Annotated in this window: 23 protein-coding genes and 1 pseudogene; 9 read left to right on the top strand and 15 right to left on the bottom strand. The window is 58.0% G+C overall.

All coding sequences use genetic code 11. The annotated features are described in order from the left end of the window. The first annotated feature begins 85 nt into the window (after window positions 1-85). Window positions 86-934 (top strand): DUF1989 domain-containing protein, encoded by an 849-nt coding sequence (locus tag ABJO75_RS02065; protein WP_348132581.1) that lies wholly within the window; start codon window positions 86-88, stop codon window positions 932-934. A 27-nt stretch (window positions 935-961) separates the two neighbouring features. On the opposite strand, the gene deoD is transcribed toward ABJO75_RS02065, so the two are convergent. The 4 genes from deoD to ABJO75_RS02045 form a co-directional block, all read right to left on the bottom strand. Next, window positions 962-1,666, bottom strand: coding sequence for a purine-nucleoside phosphorylase (deoD, locus tag ABJO75_RS02060; RefSeq protein WP_348132578.1), 705 nt, complete (start codon window positions 1,664-1,666; stop codon window positions 962-964). A 17-nt stretch (window positions 1,667-1,683) separates the two neighbouring features. After that, entirely contained in the window at window positions 1,684-2,007 is a 324-nt protein-coding gene (locus ABJO75_RS02055; RefSeq protein ID WP_348132575.1) for an H-NS histone family protein, read from the bottom strand. Between the two features lie 110 nt (window positions 2,008-2,117). Further along, window positions 2,118-4,079 (bottom strand): protein meaA, encoded by a 1,962-nt coding sequence (locus ABJO75_RS02050; RefSeq protein ID WP_348132572.1) that lies wholly within the window; start codon window positions 4,077-4,079, stop codon window positions 2,118-2,120. A 146-nt stretch (window positions 4,080-4,225) separates the two neighbouring features. Then, complete coding sequence (locus ABJO75_RS02045; protein ID WP_348132569.1) at window positions 4,226-4,435, bottom strand: hypothetical protein; 210 nt, start codon at window positions 4,433-4,435, stop codon at window positions 4,226-4,228. Window positions 4,436-4,479: 44 nt separating this feature from the next. Between ABJO75_RS02045 and ABJO75_RS02040 the strand changes: the two genes are divergently transcribed. The 7 genes and pseudogenes from ABJO75_RS02040 to ABJO75_RS02010 all read left to right on the top strand — a co-directional run bounded on the left by ABJO75_RS02040 (window position 4,480) and on the right by ABJO75_RS02010 (window position 11,416). Next, a complete protein-coding gene (locus ABJO75_RS02040) occupies window positions 4,480-5,892 on the top strand; it encodes a 1-acyl-sn-glycerol-3-phosphate acyltransferase (RefSeq protein ID WP_348132566.1) in 1,413 nt (470 codons plus the stop codon). 109 nt (window positions 5,893-6,001) lie between these two features. Continuing rightward, window positions 6,002-7,288: a crotonyl-CoA carboxylase/reductase gene (gene ccrA, locus ABJO75_RS02035; protein WP_348132563.1), complete on the top strand. Its 1,287-nt coding sequence runs from the start codon at window positions 6,002-6,004 to the stop codon at window positions 7,286-7,288. 212 nt (window positions 7,289-7,500) lie between these two features. Further along, window positions 7,501-7,719, top strand: coding sequence for a hypothetical protein (locus tag ABJO75_RS02030; RefSeq protein WP_348132561.1), 219 nt, complete (start codon window positions 7,501-7,503; stop codon window positions 7,717-7,719). Continuing rightward, complete coding sequence (locus ABJO75_RS02025; protein ID WP_348132558.1) at window positions 7,658-8,377, top strand: autoinducer binding domain-containing protein; 720 nt, start codon at window positions 7,658-7,660, stop codon at window positions 8,375-8,377. Before ABJO75_RS02030 ends, ABJO75_RS02025 begins: the two co-directional genes overlap by 62 nt. An 83-nt stretch (window positions 8,378-8,460) precedes the next feature. Continuing rightward, entirely contained in the window at window positions 8,461-9,099 is a 639-nt protein-coding gene (locus tag ABJO75_RS02020; protein ID WP_348132555.1) for an acyl-homoserine-lactone synthase, read from the top strand. A 56-nt stretch (window positions 9,100-9,155) separates the two neighbouring features. After that, window positions 9,156-10,685 carry an AAA family ATPase gene (locus ABJO75_RS02015; protein ID WP_348132553.1) on the top strand — a complete coding sequence of 510 codons (1,530 nt, stop codon included), beginning with the start codon at window positions 9,156-9,158 and terminating at the stop codon, window positions 10,683-10,685. Then, a pseudogene (locus ABJO75_RS02010) lies at window positions 10,682-11,416 on the top strand (SDR family oxidoreductase). The gene ABJO75_RS02015 and the pseudogene ABJO75_RS02010 overlap by 4 nt, the downstream one beginning before the upstream one ends. A 2-nt stretch (window positions 11,417-11,418) precedes the next feature. Here the strand turns inward: ABJO75_RS02010 and ABJO75_RS02005 are convergent. The 11 genes from ABJO75_RS02005 to ABJO75_RS01955 form a co-directional block, all read right to left on the bottom strand. Continuing rightward, window positions 11,419-12,177 (bottom strand): TIGR02186 family protein, encoded by a 759-nt coding sequence (locus tag ABJO75_RS02005; RefSeq protein WP_348132551.1) that lies wholly within the window; start codon window positions 12,175-12,177, stop codon window positions 11,419-11,421. A 2-nt stretch (window positions 12,178-12,179) separates the two neighbouring features. Further along, window positions 12,180-13,103, bottom strand: a complete 924-nt coding sequence (locus ABJO75_RS02000) for a sulfite exporter TauE/SafE family protein (RefSeq protein ID WP_348132549.1) — start codon at window positions 13,101-13,103, stop codon at window positions 12,180-12,182. Window positions 13,104-13,199: 96 nt separating this feature from the next. Next, window positions 13,200-14,165: an ABC transporter permease gene (locus ABJO75_RS01995; protein WP_348132712.1), complete on the bottom strand. Its 966-nt coding sequence runs from the start codon at window positions 14,163-14,165 to the stop codon at window positions 13,200-13,202. Then, window positions 14,165-15,259, bottom strand: a complete 1,095-nt coding sequence (locus ABJO75_RS01990) for an ABC transporter permease (protein ID WP_348132546.1) — start codon at window positions 15,257-15,259, stop codon at window positions 14,165-14,167. Before ABJO75_RS01990 ends, ABJO75_RS01995 begins: the two co-directional genes overlap by 1 nt. A gap of 1 nt (window position 15,260) precedes the next feature. Continuing rightward, window positions 15,261-16,829 carry an ABC transporter ATP-binding protein gene (locus ABJO75_RS01985; protein ID WP_348132544.1) on the bottom strand — a complete coding sequence of 523 codons (1,569 nt, stop codon included), beginning with the start codon at window positions 16,827-16,829 and terminating at the stop codon, window positions 15,261-15,263. Window positions 16,830-16,831: 2 nt separating this feature from the next. Then, window positions 16,832-17,830: a BMP family ABC transporter substrate-binding protein gene (locus tag ABJO75_RS01980; protein WP_348132542.1), complete on the bottom strand. Its 999-nt coding sequence runs from the start codon at window positions 17,828-17,830 to the stop codon at window positions 16,832-16,834. Between the two features lie 150 nt (window positions 17,831-17,980). After that, window positions 17,981-18,385, bottom strand: a complete 405-nt coding sequence (locus ABJO75_RS01975; RefSeq protein WP_348132539.1) for a GNAT family N-acetyltransferase — start codon at window positions 18,383-18,385, stop codon at window positions 17,981-17,983. Between the two features lie 14 nt (window positions 18,386-18,399). Further along, window positions 18,400-18,999, bottom strand: coding sequence for a tRNA (adenosine(37)-N6)-threonylcarbamoyltransferase complex dimerization subunit type 1 TsaB (gene tsaB / locus ABJO75_RS01970; RefSeq protein ID WP_348132536.1), 600 nt, complete (start codon window positions 18,997-18,999; stop codon window positions 18,400-18,402). Continuing rightward, window positions 18,989-19,552: a NifU family protein gene (locus ABJO75_RS01965; RefSeq protein WP_348132533.1), complete on the bottom strand. Its 564-nt coding sequence runs from the start codon at window positions 19,550-19,552 to the stop codon at window positions 18,989-18,991. The genes tsaB and ABJO75_RS01965 overlap by 11 nt, the downstream gene beginning before the upstream one ends. Window positions 19,553-19,668: 116 nt before the next feature. Next, window positions 19,669-20,124: a universal stress protein gene (locus ABJO75_RS01960; protein WP_348132530.1), complete on the bottom strand. Its 456-nt coding sequence runs from the start codon at window positions 20,122-20,124 to the stop codon at window positions 19,669-19,671. Between the two features lie 56 nt (window positions 20,125-20,180). Next, window positions 20,181-21,050 (bottom strand): branched-chain amino acid aminotransferase, encoded by an 870-nt coding sequence (locus ABJO75_RS01955; protein WP_348132527.1) that lies wholly within the window; start codon window positions 21,048-21,050, stop codon window positions 20,181-20,183. A gap of 224 nt (window positions 21,051-21,274) precedes the next feature. Between ABJO75_RS01955 and ABJO75_RS01950 the strand changes: the two genes are divergently transcribed. After that, on the top strand, window positions 21,275-21,499 hold the full coding sequence (locus tag ABJO75_RS01950) for a DUF1127 domain-containing protein (protein WP_348132526.1): 225 nt from the start codon (window positions 21,275-21,277) through the stop codon (window positions 21,497-21,499). The last annotated feature ends 149 nt before the right edge of the window (window positions 21,500-21,648 follow it).

Raw genomic sequence — 21,648 nt, 5'->3', positions numbered from 1 at the left:
CCGACGGGGAGGAGGAGAGGGCGGGGCTTTCCCCGCTCGGAATTCTGGCGCACTGTCTAGTTGATTGATCACCGGAGTGCGCCAGATGCCATTTGACCCCCCAGCCGATGCCGAAGCGCGCCGTGCCGTTCAGCCTGTCATTTGTTACCCGTCGGATACGCTGCCAGCGCCCGATCTGTCGCTATATCGGGCTGCGCGAGAGGATGCGGTCAAGACGAATGAGGTGTTGGTGCCGCCGCGCGAGGCATCCTGTTTTGGGGTGCCGGCCGGGCATTTCTTTCGCATCAGTTCCGTCGAAGGCCCACAGGTCGGGGACCTGAATCTGTGGAACTCGTCAAATCTGGATGAACGATTCTATTCTGGCAAAACACGCGCGTTGCACGGCACGCACCTGACCACGGGCCAGAGAATGTGGAGCAGTTTCCCGTATCTGCGCCCAATGGCGACAATTCTGACCGATACGCTGGACTGGTATGGCAAGGACAGCTTTGGTGGATCAGTGCACGATGTGATCGGCACCCGCTGCGACCCCTATACCGGCAACCTGCTGGCCCAACGGCAATACCATCATTGCTGTCACTCGAACCTCATCCGTGCGCTGGCGGATCACACCGGAATGTCCTTGGGCGAGGCCGAACCCTTTGTGCATGATGTGCTGAATGTGTTCATGTGCACCGGGTTTGCACTGGATACCGGGCAATACTTCATGAAGCAAAGCCCGGTTCGTCCGGGCGACTATCTCGAATTCTTTGCAGAGATCGATATTCTCGGTGCGCTCAGCGCGTGTCCTGGGGGAGATTGCAGCACTGAACATTCCAGTGATGTGGCGTCGTGTTATCCGCTTTTGGTCGAGACATTTGCGCCTGGCGCAGCCGCGTTGTCTGGCTGGAGTGGTCCCACGCTGAGCGGCTATGATGGCAGCCACGGGCGCTGATTCAATCGGAAGCGGTTGAGCCTCTGTTCAGGAAAACGCTGCGGTGAGTGCAATTTCAACCATGTCGCCAAAGCTGGTTTCGCGTTGGTCCGAGGGAAGTGCCTCGCCGGTGATAAGGTGGTCCGATACTGTCAGCACCGCCAGCGCACGCCGGTTGTAACGCGCGGCCAGCGTGTAGAGCTCTGCAGCCTCCATCTCGACCCCGAGAATACCATGGCGCACCATCTGTTCGTTCAGATCGGGACGTTCGTCATAAAACACGTCCGACGAATAAATCCCGCCTATATGTGTTTTTGTCCCCTTTTTCTCGGCAGCCTCTGATGCTGCTCGCAACAGGGACCAATCCGCACAGGGGGCAAAAGACAGTTCCTTGAAGATACCACGGGAGGGCGTGGTCACGGTACTTGCCGTCATCGCAAGAATGACATCGCGTACCGCCACATGGTCCTGCATTGCGCCGCAGGAGCCAATCCGGATCAGCGTCTTGGCGTCGTAGTCGCGAATCAGTTCGTTCACGTAGATCGACAGCGATGGCATTCCCATACCGCTGCCTTGAACAGTGACCCGGTGCCCATTCCAGAGCCCGGTAAACCCCAACATGCCGCGCACATCGTTGACCAGTTTTGCATCGCTCAAAAAGGTCTCTGCGGCCCATTTTGCGCGATATGGGTCTCCGGGCAACAACACGGTTTCCGCAATTGTCCCGGCTTCTGCGCCGATATGAATCGTCATGATGGGGTTTGCCTGACTTAGATTTCCAGATCCGAGATATCGGTACCCGCCGCCAGAGCGTCGTGAATCCACTGCGGTTTTCGTCCGCGCCCTGTCCAAGTCTGAGTGGGATCCTGAGGGTTGCGGTATTTCGCCTTGGCTTTGGGGCCTTTTGCGGATTTGCGTCTGCCGGATTCATCCGACAATTCACTCAGCTCAAACCCGTATTCTGCCGCTGCTCTTTCTGCAGCTTCCAGTGCTTCTTTGCGCTCGCGTTTTTCAGCGTCTTTTATTGCTTTCTCGACGTCTTTGCTGAGCTGTTTCAGTTCTTTTCTCGACATCGATTTAAGGTCAATCGTCATACATTTACTCCCAGTAGGCGATCATGACGCAGATCTGCGTCACAGCTTGACACATTAGCGATCATTGCGACGCATTTCAGCGTCAATTTCGCAAATAGGACAATAAAATCCTATTGTGCGGCAATTGCCGCGGGATCAACGAGCGCCACGATGTCCGTCATGATTGTATTTAGCTCGAAATCCTTGGGGGTATATACCTTTGAAACACCCATCTTTTGCAACCTCTGAGAATCTTCTTCCGGTATGATTCCGCCGACGATCACGGGAATGTGCGCTATTCCAGCCACTTGCATCCTTTTTAAGACGTCTTCGACCAAAGAAATGTGGCTGCCTGACAGAATCGAGAGGCCAATTACATGCGCGTCATTGGCCTGAACCGATTCAACGATTTCTTCGGGTGTCAGGCGAATACCGTCATATGAGATATCCATGCCGCAATCCCGAGCGCGGAATGCGATTTGTTCGGCACCGTTAGAGTGACCATCCAGTCCGGGCTTGCCCACCAGAAACTTCAGGCGTCGGCCTAACCTGTCACTCACCGCATTCACGGCCTCGCGGATATCGTCGAGCCCTTCGGTCTTGTTTGAGGGTGACCCTGATACGCCTGTCGGTCCGCGATAGGTGCCAAAGACCTGACGCATCTGTTCGGCCCATTCACCTGTTGTGGCACCGGCCTTCGCGGCGGCAATTGACGGTTCCATGACGTTCGCGCCGCTTGAGGCGGCCTCGCGCAGTGCGGCGAGTGCGGCTTGGACCGCATTGTCATCACGTTCGGTGCGCCACGCATTAAGCCGATCGACCTGATCCTGCTCGACGGCTGGATCCACAACCATGATGCCGCCATCTTCGCTCATCAGCGGGGATGGCTCGGTCGTGGTGAATTTGTTTACACCGACAACCGTGGTTTCACCGGCTTCGATCCGGTTCAGGCGCTCGGCGTTGGATTCCACGAGGCGAGATTTCATGTATTCAATGGAAGAAATGGCGCCGCCCATGCTGTCTAGATTGGCAAGCTCGGCGCGGGCGCCGTTTTTGAGTTCCTCGACCTTGGCATCGACGACCGGATTCTGGTCAAACAGATCATCATATTCCAGCAGGTCCGTTTCGAAGGCGAGGATTTGCTGCATCCGCATAGACCATTGCTGATCCCAGGGGCGGGGCAGGCCGAGTGCTTCGTTCCAAGCCGGGAGTTGGACCGCCCGAGCGCGCGCGTTTTTTGACAAGGTTACGGCCAACATCTCGATTAGGATGCGATAGACGTTATTCTCCGGCTGTTGTTCAGTCAGCCCCAGCGAGTTGACCTGAACGCCATACCGAAAACGGCGCATCTTGGCATCAGCTACGCCATAGCGTTTTTCGCAAATTTCGTCCCAGAGATCGACAAATGCCCGCATTTTGCACATTTCGGTCACGAACCGAATGCCCGCGTTCACGAAGAAAGAAATACGTCCGACCAGCGCCGGGAAATCCTCGGCGGGAACGCGTGGTCGGAGTTCATCCAGCACCGCAATTGCGGTGGCCAGCGCAAAGGCCAGTTCCTGCTCCGGCGTCGCGCCTGCCTCTTGCAGGTGATAGGAACACACGTTCATTGGGTTCCATTTCGGCACGTTGGTGTAGCAAAACTCGGCTACGTCCGCGATCATCTTGAGCGATGGCTTGGGTGGGCAGACATAGGTGCCGCGGCTAAGATACTCTTTGATAAGATCGTTCTGCACGGTGCCTTGCAGTTTTCTGACATCTGCGCCCTGTTCTTCGGCGGCCGCGATATAGAGTGCCAACAGCCACGGGGCCGTGGCGTTGATCGTCATCGAGGTGTTCATCTGTTCCAGCGGGATCTGGTCAAACAGCGTCCGCATGTCACCGAGATGGCAGACGGGAACGCCGACTTTGCCGACTTCGCCGCGCGCCAGAGTATGATCGCTGTCATATCCGGTCTGGGTTGGCAGGTCGAAGGCGACTGAAAGACCGGTCTGTCCTTTGGCAAGGTTGCTGCGATAAAGCGCGTTGCTTGCCTCGGCGGTAGAGTGGCCAGCATATGTCCGGATTAGCCAGGGGCGGTCTTTCTGCGTCATGTCGGGCCTCGATGTTGCTCGAAGAAATTTTATTGCGTGTGAGCTTTCTAAACAGAAATTTTCGACCGATGTCAATTCGCTGCGTTGCGGCAAAGACATCTAGTCTACAATGGATCGCTGCATCTGGGTACTTGTCCGAAAGTTCATCAAATGTTGCCGTCGCGATCACGCGGGTCCAGTGCAAACTTTGAATCAACGTTGGTTCCAATGGAGTCGAGTGCCCGTGTCTTGGGCCAAATGGTGCGCCCGAGCTTGCCGCAAAACGCCTGCCAGAACAGCTGCGCCGCCAGTGAGCGTTCATGCGGGTGGAAACCCTGTGTTACTTCGACATAGGTAGAGTAGTGGTTTGCTGTCATGAAAGAGATATTTACCTTGGTGGTGCGACTTGCAAGGATCAGCCATGACGACAAGCATTGAACTTCCGTTTTGGCTGCTGCTGCTGATCCTCGGTTTCGCTGTGATCGCGGCGTTGGACAAGGTCATGATCCCATCCGTGCGCTGGTTTTTCCGACGCAGGCTGGAGCGCGTGGTTGCGCGGCTGAACACACGGCTGGAACGCCCGATCCAGCCCTTCAAGCTGGCCCGGCGACACGACATGATCCAACGCCTGATCTATGACCCTCAGGTCAGTCAGGCCGTGGCAGACCACGCACGTACGCAAGGCGTGCCAGAGAGCGTCGCCTTTGAAGAGGCCAGTCGATACGCACGCGAGATTGTACCCTCGTTCTCGGCATCGGCCTATTTTGGTTTTGCAATCCGAGCTGCCCGGCTTTTGTCAAATGCGCTTTACCGGGTAAGATTGGGGCATCACGATGAAGCTGCTCTGAAGGGGATTGATCCTGAGGCAACGGTGGTCTTTGTGATGAACCATCGCAGCAACATGGACTATGTGCTCGTCACCTATCTGGCTGCCGAAAGATCGGCGCTGTCTTATGCCGTTGGCGAATGGGCGCAGGTCTGGCCGTTGAGCGGGTTGATCCGGGCAATGGGGGCGTATTTCATCCGCCGGAAATCCCGCAACGAATTGTATCGCAAAGTTTTGGCGCGTTATGTCAGGCTTGCGACGGATGCGGGGGTCACCCAAGCGATGTTTCCGGAAGGCGGGTTGAGCCAATCCGGCGCGCTGATGCCGCCAAAGCTCGGGTTATTAAAATATATCGTTGATGATTTTGATCCGGAGGGGCGGGATGTGGTGTTTGTCCCGGTCGCACTGAATTATGACAGGGTATTGGAGGATCGTATTCTGGTTGCTGCAGCGCATGATCCCAAGGGGCGGTTTAATGCCAAGATCGGCGTGGTCGCAGCGAAATCGGCCAAGCAGTTGTGGCTGCGCCTGATCGGGCGCTATCACCGTTTCGGGTATGCGGCCGTCAGTTTTGGTGAGCCTTTGTCGCTGCGAACTTTGCAGCTCCAGGTCGACGGGGATATAACGGTGCCGCTGGCCCGCACGTTGATCGCCAAGATCGGCGCGATCGTTCCAATGTTGCCTGTGCCAATCGTTGCGTGGTTGCTGATCGAAAGAGGGCCAATGACCCGCGCAGATGTCGAGATTGCGTTTGGGGCAATTCTGAGGAGGTACCCAGAGGCACATGTACATCTGCCGCGTGACAATCGCGATTATGGTGCCGAGGTCGGGCTACGCAATCTGCTTGAGCGCAAGATCCTGAGGCTCGACGGCGACCGATATCATGTGGAGCCTGATCAGATCGAGATTCTGAAATACTATGCCAACTCCATTCGTCATCTTATGCTCGACCAGACACCGCCTGATTCTGCACAAGCGAAGGGTGATGCTGCAACTGCAGGGTCATAAAATTACAAAATCAATGTAATTGGTGTTGCAATGTTGCGTGGCGCTTTCTATTCCCTTCTGACAGACGTGATTCTGCATTGCGGCAAAACAAATAAGACAGGAGGCCAGCATGGCTCTGGACACCAACAGCGACATTGCGCCCTACGAGGCACCTGAAAAAGATCTGTACGAGGTCGGTGAAATCCCGCCCTTGGGCTATGTACCAAAACAGATGTATGCATGGGCGATCCGCAAGGAGCGTCATGGCGAACCCGATACGGCGATGCTGCAGGAGGTCTTGGACGTCCCTGAACTGGACAGCCACGACGTTCTGGTTCTGGTGATGGCCGCTGGCGTTAATTACAATGGCGTCTGGGCCGCTTTGGGGAAACCGATCAGCCCGTTTGACGGACACAAGCAGCCCTATCATATTGCAGGATCGGATGCGTCGGGTATCGTCTGGGCGGTTGGCGACAAGGTCACCCGCTGGAAGGTCGGTGATGAAGTCGTGATTCACTGCAATCAGGATGATGGTGACGACGAGGAATGCAATGGCGGCGATCCGATGTTCTCGACGTCTCAGCGTATCTGGGGTTACGAGACACCGGATGGGTCGTTCAGCCAGTTCACGCGGGTACAATCGCAGCAGCTCATGCCGCGTCCCAAACACCTGACATGGGAAGAGAGCGCCTGTTATACACTGACGCTGGCGACGGCCTATCGGATGTTGTTTGGTCACCACCCGCACGAATTGAAACCAGGCCAGAACGTGCTGGTCTGGGGCGCGTCCGGCGGTTTGGGATCATATGCGATCCAGCTGATCAACACCGCAGGTGCCAATGCGATCGGCGTGATCTCGGATGAGGACAAGCGCGAGTTTGTGATGGACCTCGGGGCCAAGGGCGTCATCAACCGCAAGGACTTTAATTGCTGGGGGCAGATGCCCACCGTGAACACGCCTGAATATGGCGAATGGTTTAAGGAAGCGCGTAAGTTCGGCGCGGCGATCTGGGCGATCACCGGCAAGGGCAACAACGTCGATATAGTGTTCGAGCACCCCGGTGAGGCGACATTCCCGGTTTCGACCTTTGTCTGCAAAAAGGGCGGAATGGTTGTGATCTGTGCCGGGACGACGGGCTTTAACCTGACGTTTGACGTGCGCTATGTCTGGATGCACCAGAAGCGCATTCAGGGCAGCCACTTTGCCCACCTGAAGCAGGCCAGTTCTGCAAACAATCTGATGCTGGAACGGCGCCTGGACCCTTGCATGTCTGAGGTCTTCAACTGGAATGACTTGCCTGAAGCGCACATGAAAATGCTGCGTAACGAGCACAAGCCCGGCAACATGTCTGTTCTGGTGCAATCGCCAGTGACAGGCCTGAGAACGCTTGAAGAGGTGCTCGACGCGGGCAAGTAACTTTCAGCGTCTTCAAATCGAAAACAGTGACACCCGCGAATCGCCCTTTGGTGACGCGGGTGTTTTGCTTTCAAATTCCGGTTCTTTGAAATCAGAACCTTACAAATCGGTCCCTCGCTATTTTGGGGGGGTCCAAAGCTGCGAATTTCCTAACAAACCCGCGAATGGTAGTCTTACGTTAATTGTTCGTTAACCACTGCGGAGCGACTCTCATGACGCACAACGACTGGATACTGGACGTGTTGGCTGATCTCAAATCATTTGCTTCGGCAAATGGCCTTGGGGCCCTTGCGGAGCAACTGGATGATACCACGCTTATCGCAGCAGCCGAAATTTCGTCCCAAAAAGAAGAGGCGCGTTCGCAACTAAATGGTGAACCGATTCAATCTGGATCAAGTGCTGGAGGAATTGGACGCCACCAGCGAGCTTGAAGAGCTTCAGGGCATCATTGAGGCCTTGCGCGACGCGTTTCTCGTCGATCACATGGTCTATCACTGGGTTGATAGTGCGGGGGATCAATACGGCTGCGGAACATACTCGGATGAGTGGCGAGAGCGTTGGGTGTCCCAAAACTATCAACGTGTCGATCCGGTCATCCTCGGATGTTTCCAGCGGTTTCACCCGGTTGATTGGAAACGGTTGGATTGGTCGAGTAAGGCCGCGCGCCAATTCATGGTCGAAGCTCAGGAATACGGAGTGGGCAATCAGGGATTTTCAATTCCGATCCGCGGACCAAACGGCCAGTTCGCCCTGTATTCGGTCAGCCATAGTTGTGATGATGCGACCTGGGCAGAATTCACCGCAGAGAACAGCCGCGATCTTATCCTGATCGCCCATTTCTTCAATCGAAAGGCATTGGAATTCGAACCTGGCCGGCAACCGGAAAGCTCCAGCGCACTGTCCCCGCGCGAAGTGGATGCAATGACGTTGCTGGCGATGGGGTATAGCCGGGCGCAAACGGCAGAGACACTTTCCATATCGGAGCATACGCTCCGGGTTTACATAGAAAGCGCTAGATTCAAGCTCGGCGCGCTCAACACGACACATGCCGTTGCCCGCGCCATGAGCCGGGGTTTGATTGTGGTATGAAGAGCAAGAACGTGGCGATGACCCTACGTTAACCATTGTTGTCGTAAGCCTGAAGGCAGCCAGGACGACAAGGGGACACGATCATGCTGCGCTATATCTATGCAAACGACCTTCACAACTATCCCAAATTGCGTCGAACAATGTTTCGCGACCGGGCCGATCAATTCAAGACCCGGCTTGGATGGGACGTCGACGTTGACTGCGATGGCTACGAGATGGACGACTATGACCGACTGAACCCGCTCTATGTCATCTGGGAGCAATCGGATGGCAGTCATGGCGGCTCAATGCGGTTTCTTCCGACAACGGGGCGGGTCATGGTCAATGATGTTTTCGGTGATCTGACCGGTGACACCACGATATCAAGCCCGGTGATCTGGGAATGCACCCGCTTTTGCCTGTCACGAACCGCCGGCAGCAATGTCGCGGCGGCCTTGATGCTGGCGGGGGGCGAGATCATGACCGGGTTCGGCATTCTTCACTTTGTCGGTGTATTTGACGCCCGCATGGTGCGTATCTATCGCCTGATCGGATCTTCTCCCGAAGTGCTCGGCAGTGTTGGTGAGGGGCGCGAAAAGATCAGCGTCGGACTTTGGGAATTCTCCGACAAAGCCAAGGCTCAGATTGCCCGACGATCGGGAATTTCCGAAGAACTGTCACGGCTTTGGTTCGACCGGGCCTTTGGGCCGGCCGAGCATCGCCAGATGGCGCTTTCCGCCTGACGGATTTGGTACGATCCATCTGGTGAAGCGAGTTTCGCGACTGTAGGGTCGCGCTCATGACAGCGCTGAACCTCACCTATTCCGATGACCAGGCAACGGCCCACGATCGCGTCGCAGAAATGTTGCGCGGGGCTGGGGTCGATATTGACGATGGCACCACCATGCCGCCACGCGATGATGGCGCCGGTGTCATGGCGCTGGTCGGCAAGGCGGGGTCGGGCAAGACGCTGTTGCTCGCAGAGCTCTACAAGGAACTCGAGCGCGCGGGTGTTGATATCGTGTCCGGTGACTATGAGAGCCGGCGCGGCAGGAGCAAGCGGAGCCTCGCGATACTTGCTCCAACCAACAAGGCGGCCAGCGTCTTGCGGTTGCGCGGTGTTCCGGCGACAACGATTCACCGTATTCTATATTCGCCGGTTTATGACCCGGAGTACGAACGCATTGCCGAGTGGTTGGCCAACGACGGAGAGCGCCCCGAAATCGAAGGGCTGACCGATCAGGCCTTGGATCGGGCTGCCGCGTTCTATGCGGGCAACAAATCAATTCCCGGTGCGCTGGCGGCGGCAGGGCTGCGCGGGTCGGATTTCATTACGGGATGGAAACGCCGCGAGGATTCGCTTGATATCGGCTTTGTGGATGAATCCTCGATGCTGGATGACCGGCAGTTCGAAGACCTCAAGGACATATTTCCGACGCTGGTCCTGTTTGGTGATCCTGCGCAGCTTGCGCCGGTGAACCAATCCGGCAGCATGGTTTTCGATGCTTTCCCCGAAACGCGAAAATTGACCCTCCACCGGGTTCATCGACAGGATGCCGACAACCCAATTCTCGATCTCGCGCATGCCCTCGCGGATCCGCAACTGAGCTTTCAGGATTTCGAGACAATGATCGAGGAGACGGCCCGCCGGGACGAGCGGGTGGTTTGGGGGCAACGCGTCGAGGTTGATCTGATGGCCCGCAGCCCGGTTCTGGTCTGGCGCAATGCGACGCGAATCCGACTGATCAATGCGTTTCGGTCTGTCCATGGCGCACCCGAAGACGCACTCTTGGAGGGTGAACCCTTGATCTGCGATGGCATCGAGCTGCCGGCAAAGCACCGCAAACGGCGGCTGGATCTCGAGGCGCGCGGGCTGATCAAGGGAGCGCAGGTCGTTTATTTGGGGCTAGGCAAGAAGCCGGGCTTTTCGCGTTTGCATGTGATGGGTGCTGAAGATCCGCAAGTTAGTGCAGCGTCCATCGTCAAGATTGAAAAGCCGGACGAAGAAGAGCCATTCATTCCTTTCGCAGCACGCATGGGGGCGGCGTTCCTGCACGGTGCGGCGGTCACGATCCACAAGGCGCAGGGGTCGCAATGGGACACGGTTCAGGTGTTCGCGCCGGATTTGTTTGTCGCCGCGCGGATGGGGCGCATCGAAGCAGGTCAACCACTCTGGAAGCGTTTGGCCTATGTCGCGATTACGCGCGCTCAGCAGCGGTTGATCTGGGTGGTAAGAAATCGGTTGTCCAAACCGACTTATCCGCTGCGGGTTGATGATTTGCGAGGCACACCTGTCGCGCCGCTAACGCTTGAGGTGGAAGAACAATGAAATCAATATTAGTCACCGGCGCCAGCAGCGGGATTGGGCGAGCGACAGCCGAATTGTTTCTGGAGCAGGGGTGACAGGTCGGCGTTCTGGCACGTCGCGCAGCTCCGCTCCAGGAAATCGCGGAGCAGCACACCCACGCGGTCCCACTGGTTGCGGATGTCACCGACGTCGATGCCGTTGATGCGGCGTTCCGATCATTTCTGAACCAAGCAGGGCATCTGGACGTGCTCTTTAACAATGCGGGTGTCTTTACGCCGGGTGGCACCATCGACGAGATCGCGATCGAGGATTGGTATCGCTCGGTCAGTGTGAATCTGAACGGGATGTTCCTGTGCGCGCGTGCGGCCTTTGCGGCGATGCGGCAACAGACGCCACAGGGCGGACGCATCATCAACAACGGCTCTATTGCTGCCCATGTGCCACGCCCGAATTCGATTGCCTATTCAGCGACAAAACATGCGATCACCGGTCTGACACGCAGCCTGTCATTGGACGGGCGTCCGTTCGACATTGCTTGTGGTCAGATTGATATCGGCAACGCCCTGACGCCGATGGTCGAGGCATTGAACCAGAAGAAGCTTTCCGCCACTCCGGATGCTGAACCCGATTACACCATGGATGTGGGCGACGCGGCGGCATCCGTTCTACATATGGCCGGGCTGCCGCTGAATGCAAACGTGCAGTTCATGACAGTGATGGCGACCAAGATGCCCCATATCGGGCGCGGTTAGCCTTAACTGCGGAGTAGGCGGAACGCGGCAGACGCGCCCCAGCCGGCGGCGATGGCAATGGCCAGAGACAGGATGCCGTACCAGAAAGGTTGCTCGCGTGAGAGCGTGAACAGCCACCGTTCCAACCCGACCTTTTGCACCGCGATCGATGTTTCATAGCTGGAGACAACCTTGCCGTCACGCGTAAGAAAGATGCGCGTGGCATAGTTGCCTTCGGTTAGATTGGAGGGCATTTCGATTGCGGTCCGGAACAGGGTTTGCTGATCCAGCGCGACGCCGTTTTCGAGTGTCTGATAGAGATCGGCATCGCGTCGAATGCGGATCACGGCGTCGGTAAACAAGGCGGCGTTTTCGATGTTGTCGGGGGCGCCGACGGACCGGATGGCCCGATCGATGGTCACCTTGTGGCGCAGGTCTTCGGTTTCGCTCAGCACCTCGGCGAGCGGTGCCGTTGTGGCAACAGCATAAAAACTCGGTGCGCGATCAACTTCGACCGCGTCGGTGTTCACCCAGATCGCAAATAGTTTGGATTTGCGGCGCACAATCACCGGTTCCGAAGGTCCGGTGATTGTGATGACGACCTCCAATGGCGATCCCTCTGGTATCGGGGTTTCGCGTTTGACGGCGCCGAATATCAGGATCTCGGATCCATCAAAGCTCGTCGTGATGGCAACCTTGTCTTTGCTGAGGCCCAGGACGACCTCTTCGGCTGCGCTGGCGAACGGTACGAGTAGGAGAAGGAGCGGCCACAGAACGCGCATGTTCAGGACCCCTCCACAGCGGCCAGAGAATAAAGCTCTCTGGGTTGCAGCAAAAGTTCCAGTGCCAGCTTGCCGCACACCGCCAAGACCATGATTGCAAGCAGGATGCGCAATTGTTCAGCCTTCATGCGAAGCCCGATCTGGGTGCCAAGTTGCGCCCCGATCACCCCGCCGATCAGCAAGAGCAACGCCAGCACGACGTCCACGGTAAAGTTCGTGGTTGCGTGCAGCATGGTGGTAAAGGCGGTCACGAAAATGATCTGGAACAGGGACGTTCCCACCACAACCTTGGTTGGCATGCCGAGGATATAGATCATCGCCGGGACCATGATAAACCCGCCGCCGACGCCCATGATAGCGGCGAGAATACCCACCACCAGTCCGACACCCAACGGCGGTATTACCGAAATATAGAGCCCCGAGGTGCGGAACCTCATCTTGAACGGAAGCGCATGCACCCAGGTGCGCTGGCGGCGCACAAATGGTGTCTTGCCACCCGCCTTGCGGCTTTTCCGAATGGCGTTCAGGCTTTCGATGAACATCAGCGCCCCGATGATCCCCAGAAACACCACATAGCAAAGGTTCACCAAGAGATCGACTTGCCCTATGCTCTTTAGATAGTTGAACACCCCAATGCCCAGTCCAGCCCCGAACAGACCGCCGACCAGCAGAACGGTTCCCATTTTCAGGTCGACGGTTCGCCTTCGAAAATGCGCCAGTACCCCTGAAATCGATGAGGCAACGATCTGGTTTGCCCCTGTCGCAACGGCGACGGCCGGGGGGATGCCGATGAAGAACAGCAGGGGGGTCAGGATGAAACCGCCGCCAACGCCAAACATGCCCGACAGAATGCCGACCAGACCTCCCAAACCCAGAACGAGAAAAATGTTTACGGAGACTTCGGCAATGGGGAGATAGACCTGCATGATATTTGTTAGCTCTGTCCGCCCGTCAAAAGCAACCTTGGATGCTGCTACGCAGCGCTAATAAACCCCGAGAGCAGCATTTTCGGTGTCTTCGGACTATCTTTCCTTGACGTAGGGTTCTCCACCAGCTCTTGGCGGAATTGCCTTGCCGACAAAACCGGCAAGAATCACCACCGTCAGAATGTAGGGCAGGGCATCCATCACCTGCACCGGTATCACAACGCCACCAAGATCGATGTTCTGATAGCGCAGCGCGACAGCCTGCAGGAACCCGAACAAGAGGCAGGCCCACATGGCGTGCCAGGGCCGCCATTTGGCAAAGATCAGGGCTGCAAGGGCGATGAACCCACGCCCGGCAGTCATTTCCTTGACGAACCCAGCTTGCAGAGCCGTGGCAAGATAGGCACCGGCAATGCCGCACAGCACGCCGCAGATCGCGACGGCTGCGTAGCGCAGGCCGACGACAGATACACCGGCCGTGTCCACCGCGGCGGGGTTTTCGCCAACAGCCCGCAGGCGCAGACCAAACCGGGTGCGATAGAGGACCCACCAAGTCGCAGGCACGGCGAGGAAGGCAACGTAGACCAAGATCGAGTGGCCTGAGAGCAGTTCAGAATACATCGGACCGAGGAACGGCACGCTGGCAACGACATCCGCAAATGGCAGCGTGAGCGGCTCGAACCGGCCCCCGCCCATCAGCGAGGGGGTTCGCCCGCCTTGGCCAAACCAGTCCTGCGCGATCAGGACAGTCATGCCTGCCGCAAGGAAATTGATCGCAACGCCAGAGATCAGTTGGTTGCCGCGAAAGGTGATCGACGCAAGGCCATGGAGTGCCGCCAGCACCAGTGAGGCCGCGATACCGGCACAAAGCCCGAGCCAGACCGACCCGGATACGGCCGCAATCGCGGCCGAAAAGAACGCCGCGGCCAGCATTTTGCCTTCTAGGCCGATGTCAAAAATGCCCGCTCGCTCGGAAAACAGCCCGGCGAGGCAGGCCAATAGCAGCGGGGTGCCGAGACGGACCGTGCTGTCGAGAACCTGAATGATCGTCAGAAAATCCATCATCCGTTCCTCTTGCGCAGCCGCAGGAAAACACGCTCAACCGGCATTCGTACCATATTGTCCAGCGCGCCGGTGAACAGGATGACCAGTGCCTGAATGACCACGATCAATTCGCGTGGGATGGATGTCCACAGGGCCAGTTCCGCCCCGCCCTGATAGAGAAATCCGAACAAAATGGCGGCAAGGAATACGCCGAATGGGTGGCTGCGGCCCATCAGCGCCACGGCGATGCCGATGAATCCGGCACCTTCTGTCGCGTTCAGAACCAGTCGTTCGGCCTCGCCCATCACGTTGTTGATTGCCATCATTCCAGCCAGCCCGCCCGAGATCAGCATCGCGATCATGGTGATGCGAAACGGCGAGATCCCGGCATAGAGCGCACCGGTTTCCGAAAAGCCATAGGCCCTGATTTCATACCCCAGACGCGTCCGCCAGATCAGCAACCAGACAGCTACGCAGGCGGCAAGCGCGACGAAGAAGGTGATATTGGCCGGCGCTCCGCGAAAGAGAGCCGTCTCAGCGGTCGAAAACATGTCCTGAAACGACGGCAGATGCACCGCCTCAGGGAAACGTGCGGTGGCCGGGTCCATCGCGCCTTTTGGGCGCATCACATTGACCAGCGCATAGTTGAGCACGGCGGCGGCGATGAAATTGAACATGATCGTGGTGATCACGATATGACTGCCGCGTCGCGCTTGCAGATATGCGGGGATCGCGGCCCAGGCGGCACCAAAAAGGGCGGCCGCGACTGACGCAAAGATCAATGCCAGCGTCCAATGTGGCCACGGGATATAGAGGCAGGCAATCGCCACGCCCAGCCCGCCCAGCATCGCCTGACCTTCGCCGCCGATGTTGAATAGCTTGGCGTGAAAGGCGACCGACACCGCCAGTCCTGTGAACATGAAGTTGGTGGCGTAATAGAGCGTATAGCCCCAGCCATAGGTCGAACCCAACGCCCCCTTGACCATCAGACTGACGGCGGCGACGGGGTCCTCACCGATGCCGATGATGACCAAGGCCGAAAGGATCGCCGCCAGGAACAGCGAGATCAGCGGGATCAGAACCACATCGGCCCATTTCGGCATCACGTCCATGTTACGCGGCCTCCCCGGATACACCGGCCATCAAAAGGCCCAGCTCTTTTTCATCGGTTTCGTCCGGCAATCGCTCGCCCATGATATGCCCGTCAAACATCACCGCGATGCGGTCTGACAGCGAGAATATCTCTTCCAGTTCGACCGAGACCAGCAAGATTGCCTTGCCCTGATCGCGCAGCGCGACGATCTGTTTGTGGATGAATTCGATCGCGCCGATATCCACGCCCCGTGTGGGCTGTCCGACCAGCAGCAACTCGGGGTTGCGTTCGATTTCGCGCGCCACCACGATTTTTTGCTGGTTGCCGCCGCTGAAATTCTTGGCGGCCAGCCATGGATCCGGCGGGCGCACATCGAACCGTTCCATCTTGGCCTCGGTATCGGCACGCAGAGTCGCGTTGTCCATCAACATGCCACGGCGATAGATGTCATCGCGATGATAGCCAAACGCGACGTTCTCCCACGCGTGGAATTCCATGATCAACCCTTCGCGCTGTCGGTCTTCGGGCACATGCGCGATCTGCTGGTCGCGACGTGCCTGACCATCAGAGCCTTGGCCTGACAAGGCCAGTGGCGCGCCATTGACCCGAATTGTGCCGGCCCCGGTACGCATGCCGCCCAACACCTCGAGCAGTTCCGACTGGCCGTTGCCCGCGACCCCGGCAATGCCGAGGATCTCGCCGGCGCGCACGGTCAGGTCGATGCCTTTGACCCGCTCCACACCCTTGTCATCGACCACTTTCAGGTTCTCGATTTCCAGGATCGGTTCGCCGGGCTTGGCGGGCACTTTGTCTACTTGCAGCAGAACCTTGCGCCCGACCATCAGCTCTGCCAGATGCTCGGGGCTGGTTTCCGACGTCTTGACCGTGGCCGTCATCTCGCCGCGCCGCATGACGCTGACCGTATCGGTCGCTTCCATGATCTCGCGCAGCTTGTGGGTGATCAGGATGATAGTCTTGCCCTCGTCCTTCAGGCGGTGAAGGATGCGGAACAGCTGGTCGGCCTCGGCGGGGGTCAGCACGCCGGTCGGCTCATCAAGAATCAGGATCTCGGCCTGCCGATACAGTGCCTTGAGGATCTCGACCCTCTGTTGCTTGCCAACGCCAATATCTTCGACCCGGGCATCAGGATCGACGTTCAGCCCATATTCTTTCTCAAGCTCGATCAGCTCTTTGCGCGCCTTGTTCAATGAGGGCATCAGCAGGCGGCCATCTTCGGCACCCAGCACGATGTTTTCCAGAACGGTAAAGTTCTGGACCAGCTTGAAGTGTTGAAAAACCATGCCGATGCCAGCGGCGATCGCAGCCTGACTGTCGGGTATCTGTGTCTTGGTACCTGAAATGAAAATCTCGCCTTTGTCGGCTTTGTAAAAGCCGTAGAGAATGCTCATCAGTGTCGATTTGCCCGCGCCGTTTTCGCCGATGATCCCGTGGATCGTGCCCGGCATGACGCGGATGGAAATGTCTTTGTTGGCCTGAACCGGCCCAAACGCCTTGGAGATCCCGCGCAGCTCAATTGCCGGGGGGGGGGCGGCAGCTTCCTGCCGCCCCGAGTTCTTATCCACCGCCATGCTCAGAAGCTCAGGGCAGGGCAGGTATCGTTTTCGTAATAGCTGACCACGTCAATTTCGCCGTCGATGATCTTTTGCCGTGCTTCATCCACCGTTGCCTTCATCTCGTCGGTGACCAGATCGGCGTTGTTCTCATCCAGCGCATAGCCCACACCGTTTTCGGACAGGCCGAGCGTGAACACGCCGGTTTCCACATCAGTTCCAGCTTTCATCGCATCGTAAACAGCAACATCCACCCGCTTGAGCATCGAGGTCAGAACCTTGCCCGGATGCAGGTGGTTCTGGTTGCTGTCGACACCGATTGACAGGATGCCTTCATCCGCAGCCGTTTGCAGAACACCGACACCGGTGCCGCCCGCTGCGGCATAGATCACATCCGCGCCCTGGCTGATCTGCGCCTTGGTCAACTCGCTGCCCTTAACCGGATCGTTCCAAGCCGCTGGTGTAGTGCCGGTCATGTTTGCAACGATATTGATGTCCGGGTTGACCGCCTTGGCGCCCTGCGCATACCCGCAGCCGAAATGCCGGATCAGCGGCACGTCCATGCCGCCGACGAACCCGACGGTGCCGGTTTCACTTGCCAGCGCCGCCATCATGCCAACGAGATACGACCCTTCATGCTCGGCAAAGGCGACCTGACGCAGGTTGGCCACGTCCAGCCAGCTCACGTCAATCACGACGAATTTGGTATCGGGATAGTCCGGCGCAACGGTGCTGAGCGGGTCAGCCATGGCAAAGCCCATGGTGATCACCGGGTTGGCACCGGCCTCGGCAAAGCGGCGCAGCGCCTGTTCGCGTTGGGCTTCAGACTGGAGCTCGATTTCCAGGAACGAACCACCGGTTTCCTCGGCCCATTTTGTGGCACCGGCAAAGGCGGCTTCGTTAAAGGATTTGTCAAACTTGCCGCCCAGATCAAAGATGAGCGCGGGGTCTGCCAACGCAGCGCCTGCGGTCAGGGCCATGCTGGCAGCCGCACCCATCAAGGATTTCATTAGGGTCATGTGGGATCTCCCGGTTGTTTTATGTTTTGGGGCCGTCAGGATCATGATTTGCGGCCCGGGTTCGTGCGTCGTAGAGTTGTGACACGAATTAGGCCGCAGGCGCGACACGGGGTCAACCGTTTTCCTGATATCTCAAAAGGATTTGGGCGGTTAACATAGGGAGAGGTTGCGTGACATCAGGATTGCATCACAGGCGGCCGCATCCGGGCGCGGGTAATATTCGGTCCGGGTTCCGCTCTGCACATATCCGCAGGCCATATAGAGTGCGATGGCCGGATGGTTGTCGGCAGCAACGTCCAGAAATGCCTGTGCTGCACCAAGGGCGCGTGCAGTGTCGTGCCAGAGTGACATGCAGGCCAGTGCACGGCCCTGTCTTTGGCCATCAGGATGGGTGGCGATGGTCAAAAGCTCGGCCTCATCTGCGATCACGCGAAACAGGGCAAAGCACTCGGCGTTGCCTGCCGCGTGACAAAAGCGCTGATCCAACAGGCTTGCGAATTCTTCGGCGCTCCACGGACGAGCCTGCGTAAATGCGGCTGCGTGGGTGGTTGCCATGTCGGCTGGCGTTATCAATCCAGCAACACCGGCGGCACATCGCTTGACGGGGCCGCATCCGCCGCGCGGGCATAGAGCGGAGCAGGTGGCGCGATTGTGGTCTGCCAGTTTGCCGCGGTGATCCAGGCAATTGCCTCTGCCAGCCGTTTGGGGCTGCTTTCGGCGCGCAAGGGCCGGCCGGCGATGTCCTCGGCCTCGACCTTTGGCATCAGGCGCGGCATCGAACAGGAATCGGTGGAATCGCAGAGATAGACCTGATCGCGTGGGGCAGGGATGGCGACGACACTGTTCGGCGCGAGCCAGCCTCGGGCCTGACAGCCATTCACACCCACAGCCGGAATGTTCAGCCCAAGCGCCAGCCCCCGCGCGGCAGATACCGCAATGCGGATGCCGGTGAAATTGCCGGGGCCAACCCCGACCCCGATTGCCGTCAGATCAGGCCAGTCGACGCCCCCTTCGGAGAGGACCTCTTGCAGCAGGGGCATCAGCCGTTCGGCCTGTCCGCGTTGCATCGTTTCGAGTCGGTTGACGGTGATCCGCCCACCCGACAGCAATGCGGCCGCGCAATGCGCGGCCGATGTATCAAATGCCAGAAATACCCGGTCAGACGGCAACCGGGCGTACCTCGGTCACTTCGGGGATATAATGGCGCAGCAGGTTCTCGATGCCCATTTTTAGGGTCAGTGTCGATGACGGGCAGCCTGCGCAGGCGCCTTGCATGTGGAGATACACGACGCCACGCTCAAAACCGTGAAAGGTGATGTCGCCACCATCCTGTGCCACGGCCGGACGCACGCGGCTGTCCAGAAGGTCCTTGATCTGGTCGACGACCTCAGAGTCCTCACCGCTGTGTTCCGCGTGGCCTGATGCCGCCTGTTCACCACTGTCGATGACGGGCTGACCGGATTGGAAATGCTCCATCACGGCACCAAGGATCGCAGGCTTCACATGATCCCACTCGACACCATCGTCCTTGGTGACTGTGACAAAATCATTGCCAAAGAACACACCGGTGACGCCCTGCACGGCAAAAATGCGCTGTGCCAGTGGCGATTTCCCGGCCGTTTCGGCAGATGGGAAATCAGCCGTTCCTGCGTCCAGCACGGTCTGACCCGGCAAGAATTTCAGCGTGGCGGGGTTTGGTGTGGATTCAGTCTGGATGAACATGGCGTGGCTCCGGTTGTGTCTATTGGATATGCGCCCGGGGCGAGATCAAGTCAAGGTTTGGAATGGTTCTAAATTGCGTGCGGCACGCGAATCTCCATTCGCGGAAACCAAAACGATCAGGTAATGGCTTCCAGTTTTTCCTTACTCAGATCGCCGGGCACGATGGTAATCGGAATCGGCAGGGACCCGGAGGATCGCGCCATCTGCGACACCAGCGGACCGGGGCCTTTCTTGTCGGTGCCTGCACCCAGGACAAGTACGCCGATTTCGGGGTCCTCTTTGACCTGGGCAATGATCTCTGGCACGGCTTCGCCCTCGCGGATCACAAGCTCGGGGTCGACACCCTGACGGTCACGCATCCATTTTGCAAAGACCTCGAAATGGGCTTGGATCCGCTCGCGGGACTCTTCACGCATCACTTCACCGACGCCGATCCAGTGATTGAATTCGTCCGGGGGAATGACCGACAGTATGGCCACCCCTCCGCCGGTATGCGCAGCACGCATCGCCGCAAAACGCATCGCGTTCAGGCATTCGCGGCTGTCATCCAATACCACAAGAAACTTGCGCATCGCGATATTCTCCCTTGGTGGCGATCATGACTCAGCGGGGATGCTCTGGCAATCCGCTAGGTTGCGGCGTTTGAGGCCGCCCAATCCCAGTACATGTCGCGTAAGCGCTGTGCCATCGGGCCGGCCTGATATTGTGTGTCGTCAAAGGCGGTCACCGGTGTGATCTTGGACATGTTACCGGTCATGAACACCTCGTCCGCCTCAGTGAAATCCTCAAAGCTGAGGATGGTTTCATGAACCGGGACACTGTCGGCCTTGAGGTTGGTGATGTGGCGCGCACGGGTGATCCCGGCAAGGAATGTCCCGTTCGGGATCGGGGTGAAGACCTCTCCGTCACGCACCATAAAGATGTTCGCCGTCGCGGTTTCCGCCACGTTGCCCATCACGTCAGCGACGAGGGCATTGGAGTACCCCTTGCTGCGTGCTTCGACCAGCATGCGAGCGTTGTTGGGATATAGACAGCCGGCCTTGGCGTTGACCACCGCGTCCTCCAGAACCGGGCGGCGAAACCGCGTGCGGGTCAGGGTTGCGGTGGCACTTGGCGCGGCGAACGGGATTTCCTCAAGGCAGATCGCGAATCCGGTCTTTTCGGCAAGCGGCACGATCGCTGTCACGTCGCCATCAATTCCCCAGTACATTGGGCGGATATAGACGGCGGCATCCTTTGGATATGCGGCCAGACCTTCGCGGACAACTGCGACCATGTCCTCGGTAGTGACGGTTGGGGTCAGCATCAACGCCTGCGCAGAGCGGTTCACACGTTCGCAATGGGCATAGAGATCAGGTGTCAGACCGTTGACCATCCGGGCCCCGTCAAACACGCTGCTGCCCAACCACGTACCGTGATCGGCAGCCCGCATGATCGGTACATCACCATCATGCCAAGTGCCATTGAAATAGGTTCGGATATTGCTGCCGGTCGCCATGTCTTTTTGAGTCCTCTGTTCAGCGCGGACCCTAGGCTCGCTCTGAACGGGCGTCCAGACCCTTATACCCGACAGTTTGCTCGCAATAGGTTATGCGCTGAATGCATAGCGGCAAGACCGCGATGGCCGTGGTTATCGCTAACGGCCACTCATAGATCCCCCTCATGAAACGAACCGGCGGCGCGTTGAAGCAACGATGACTGCCAATATGAAGGACTAACTAGATGACTTATGCACATACTTCGACCCTCGAAGGGTTTGGGCTGAGAGCCCGTTTCCGTGATTTCGTTGCCGCGATCAAAATCGCACGCGCGCGTCGCGCGGCATTCGACCGCGCCTACAGCGAATTGCAGACCATGGATGACCGCGAGTTGAGAGACCTCGGGCTGAGCCGCTCGGATTTTGTTTATCTCGCCGAAGCGGAAGCCAACAAGGTGGTGCCTCACTGAGGAAACTCTGTCTGAACTGGGCACATCTCAAGGGATGACTTTGGCGCACAGGAGACTTGCTGCGTTAACATCGGAATCCAAAGTCCAGGAGACGTGCGCAACATCACGACTTGATCCGTTCGCGCTCCTCGCCTATACGCCCCCGGTGG

It is taken from the genome of Sedimentitalea sp. (assembly GCF_039973035.1).
GTDB lineage: Bacteria > Pseudomonadota > Alphaproteobacteria > Rhodobacterales > Rhodobacteraceae > Sedimentitalea.
This window is presented reverse-complemented; position numbering and strand designations above follow the sequence as displayed.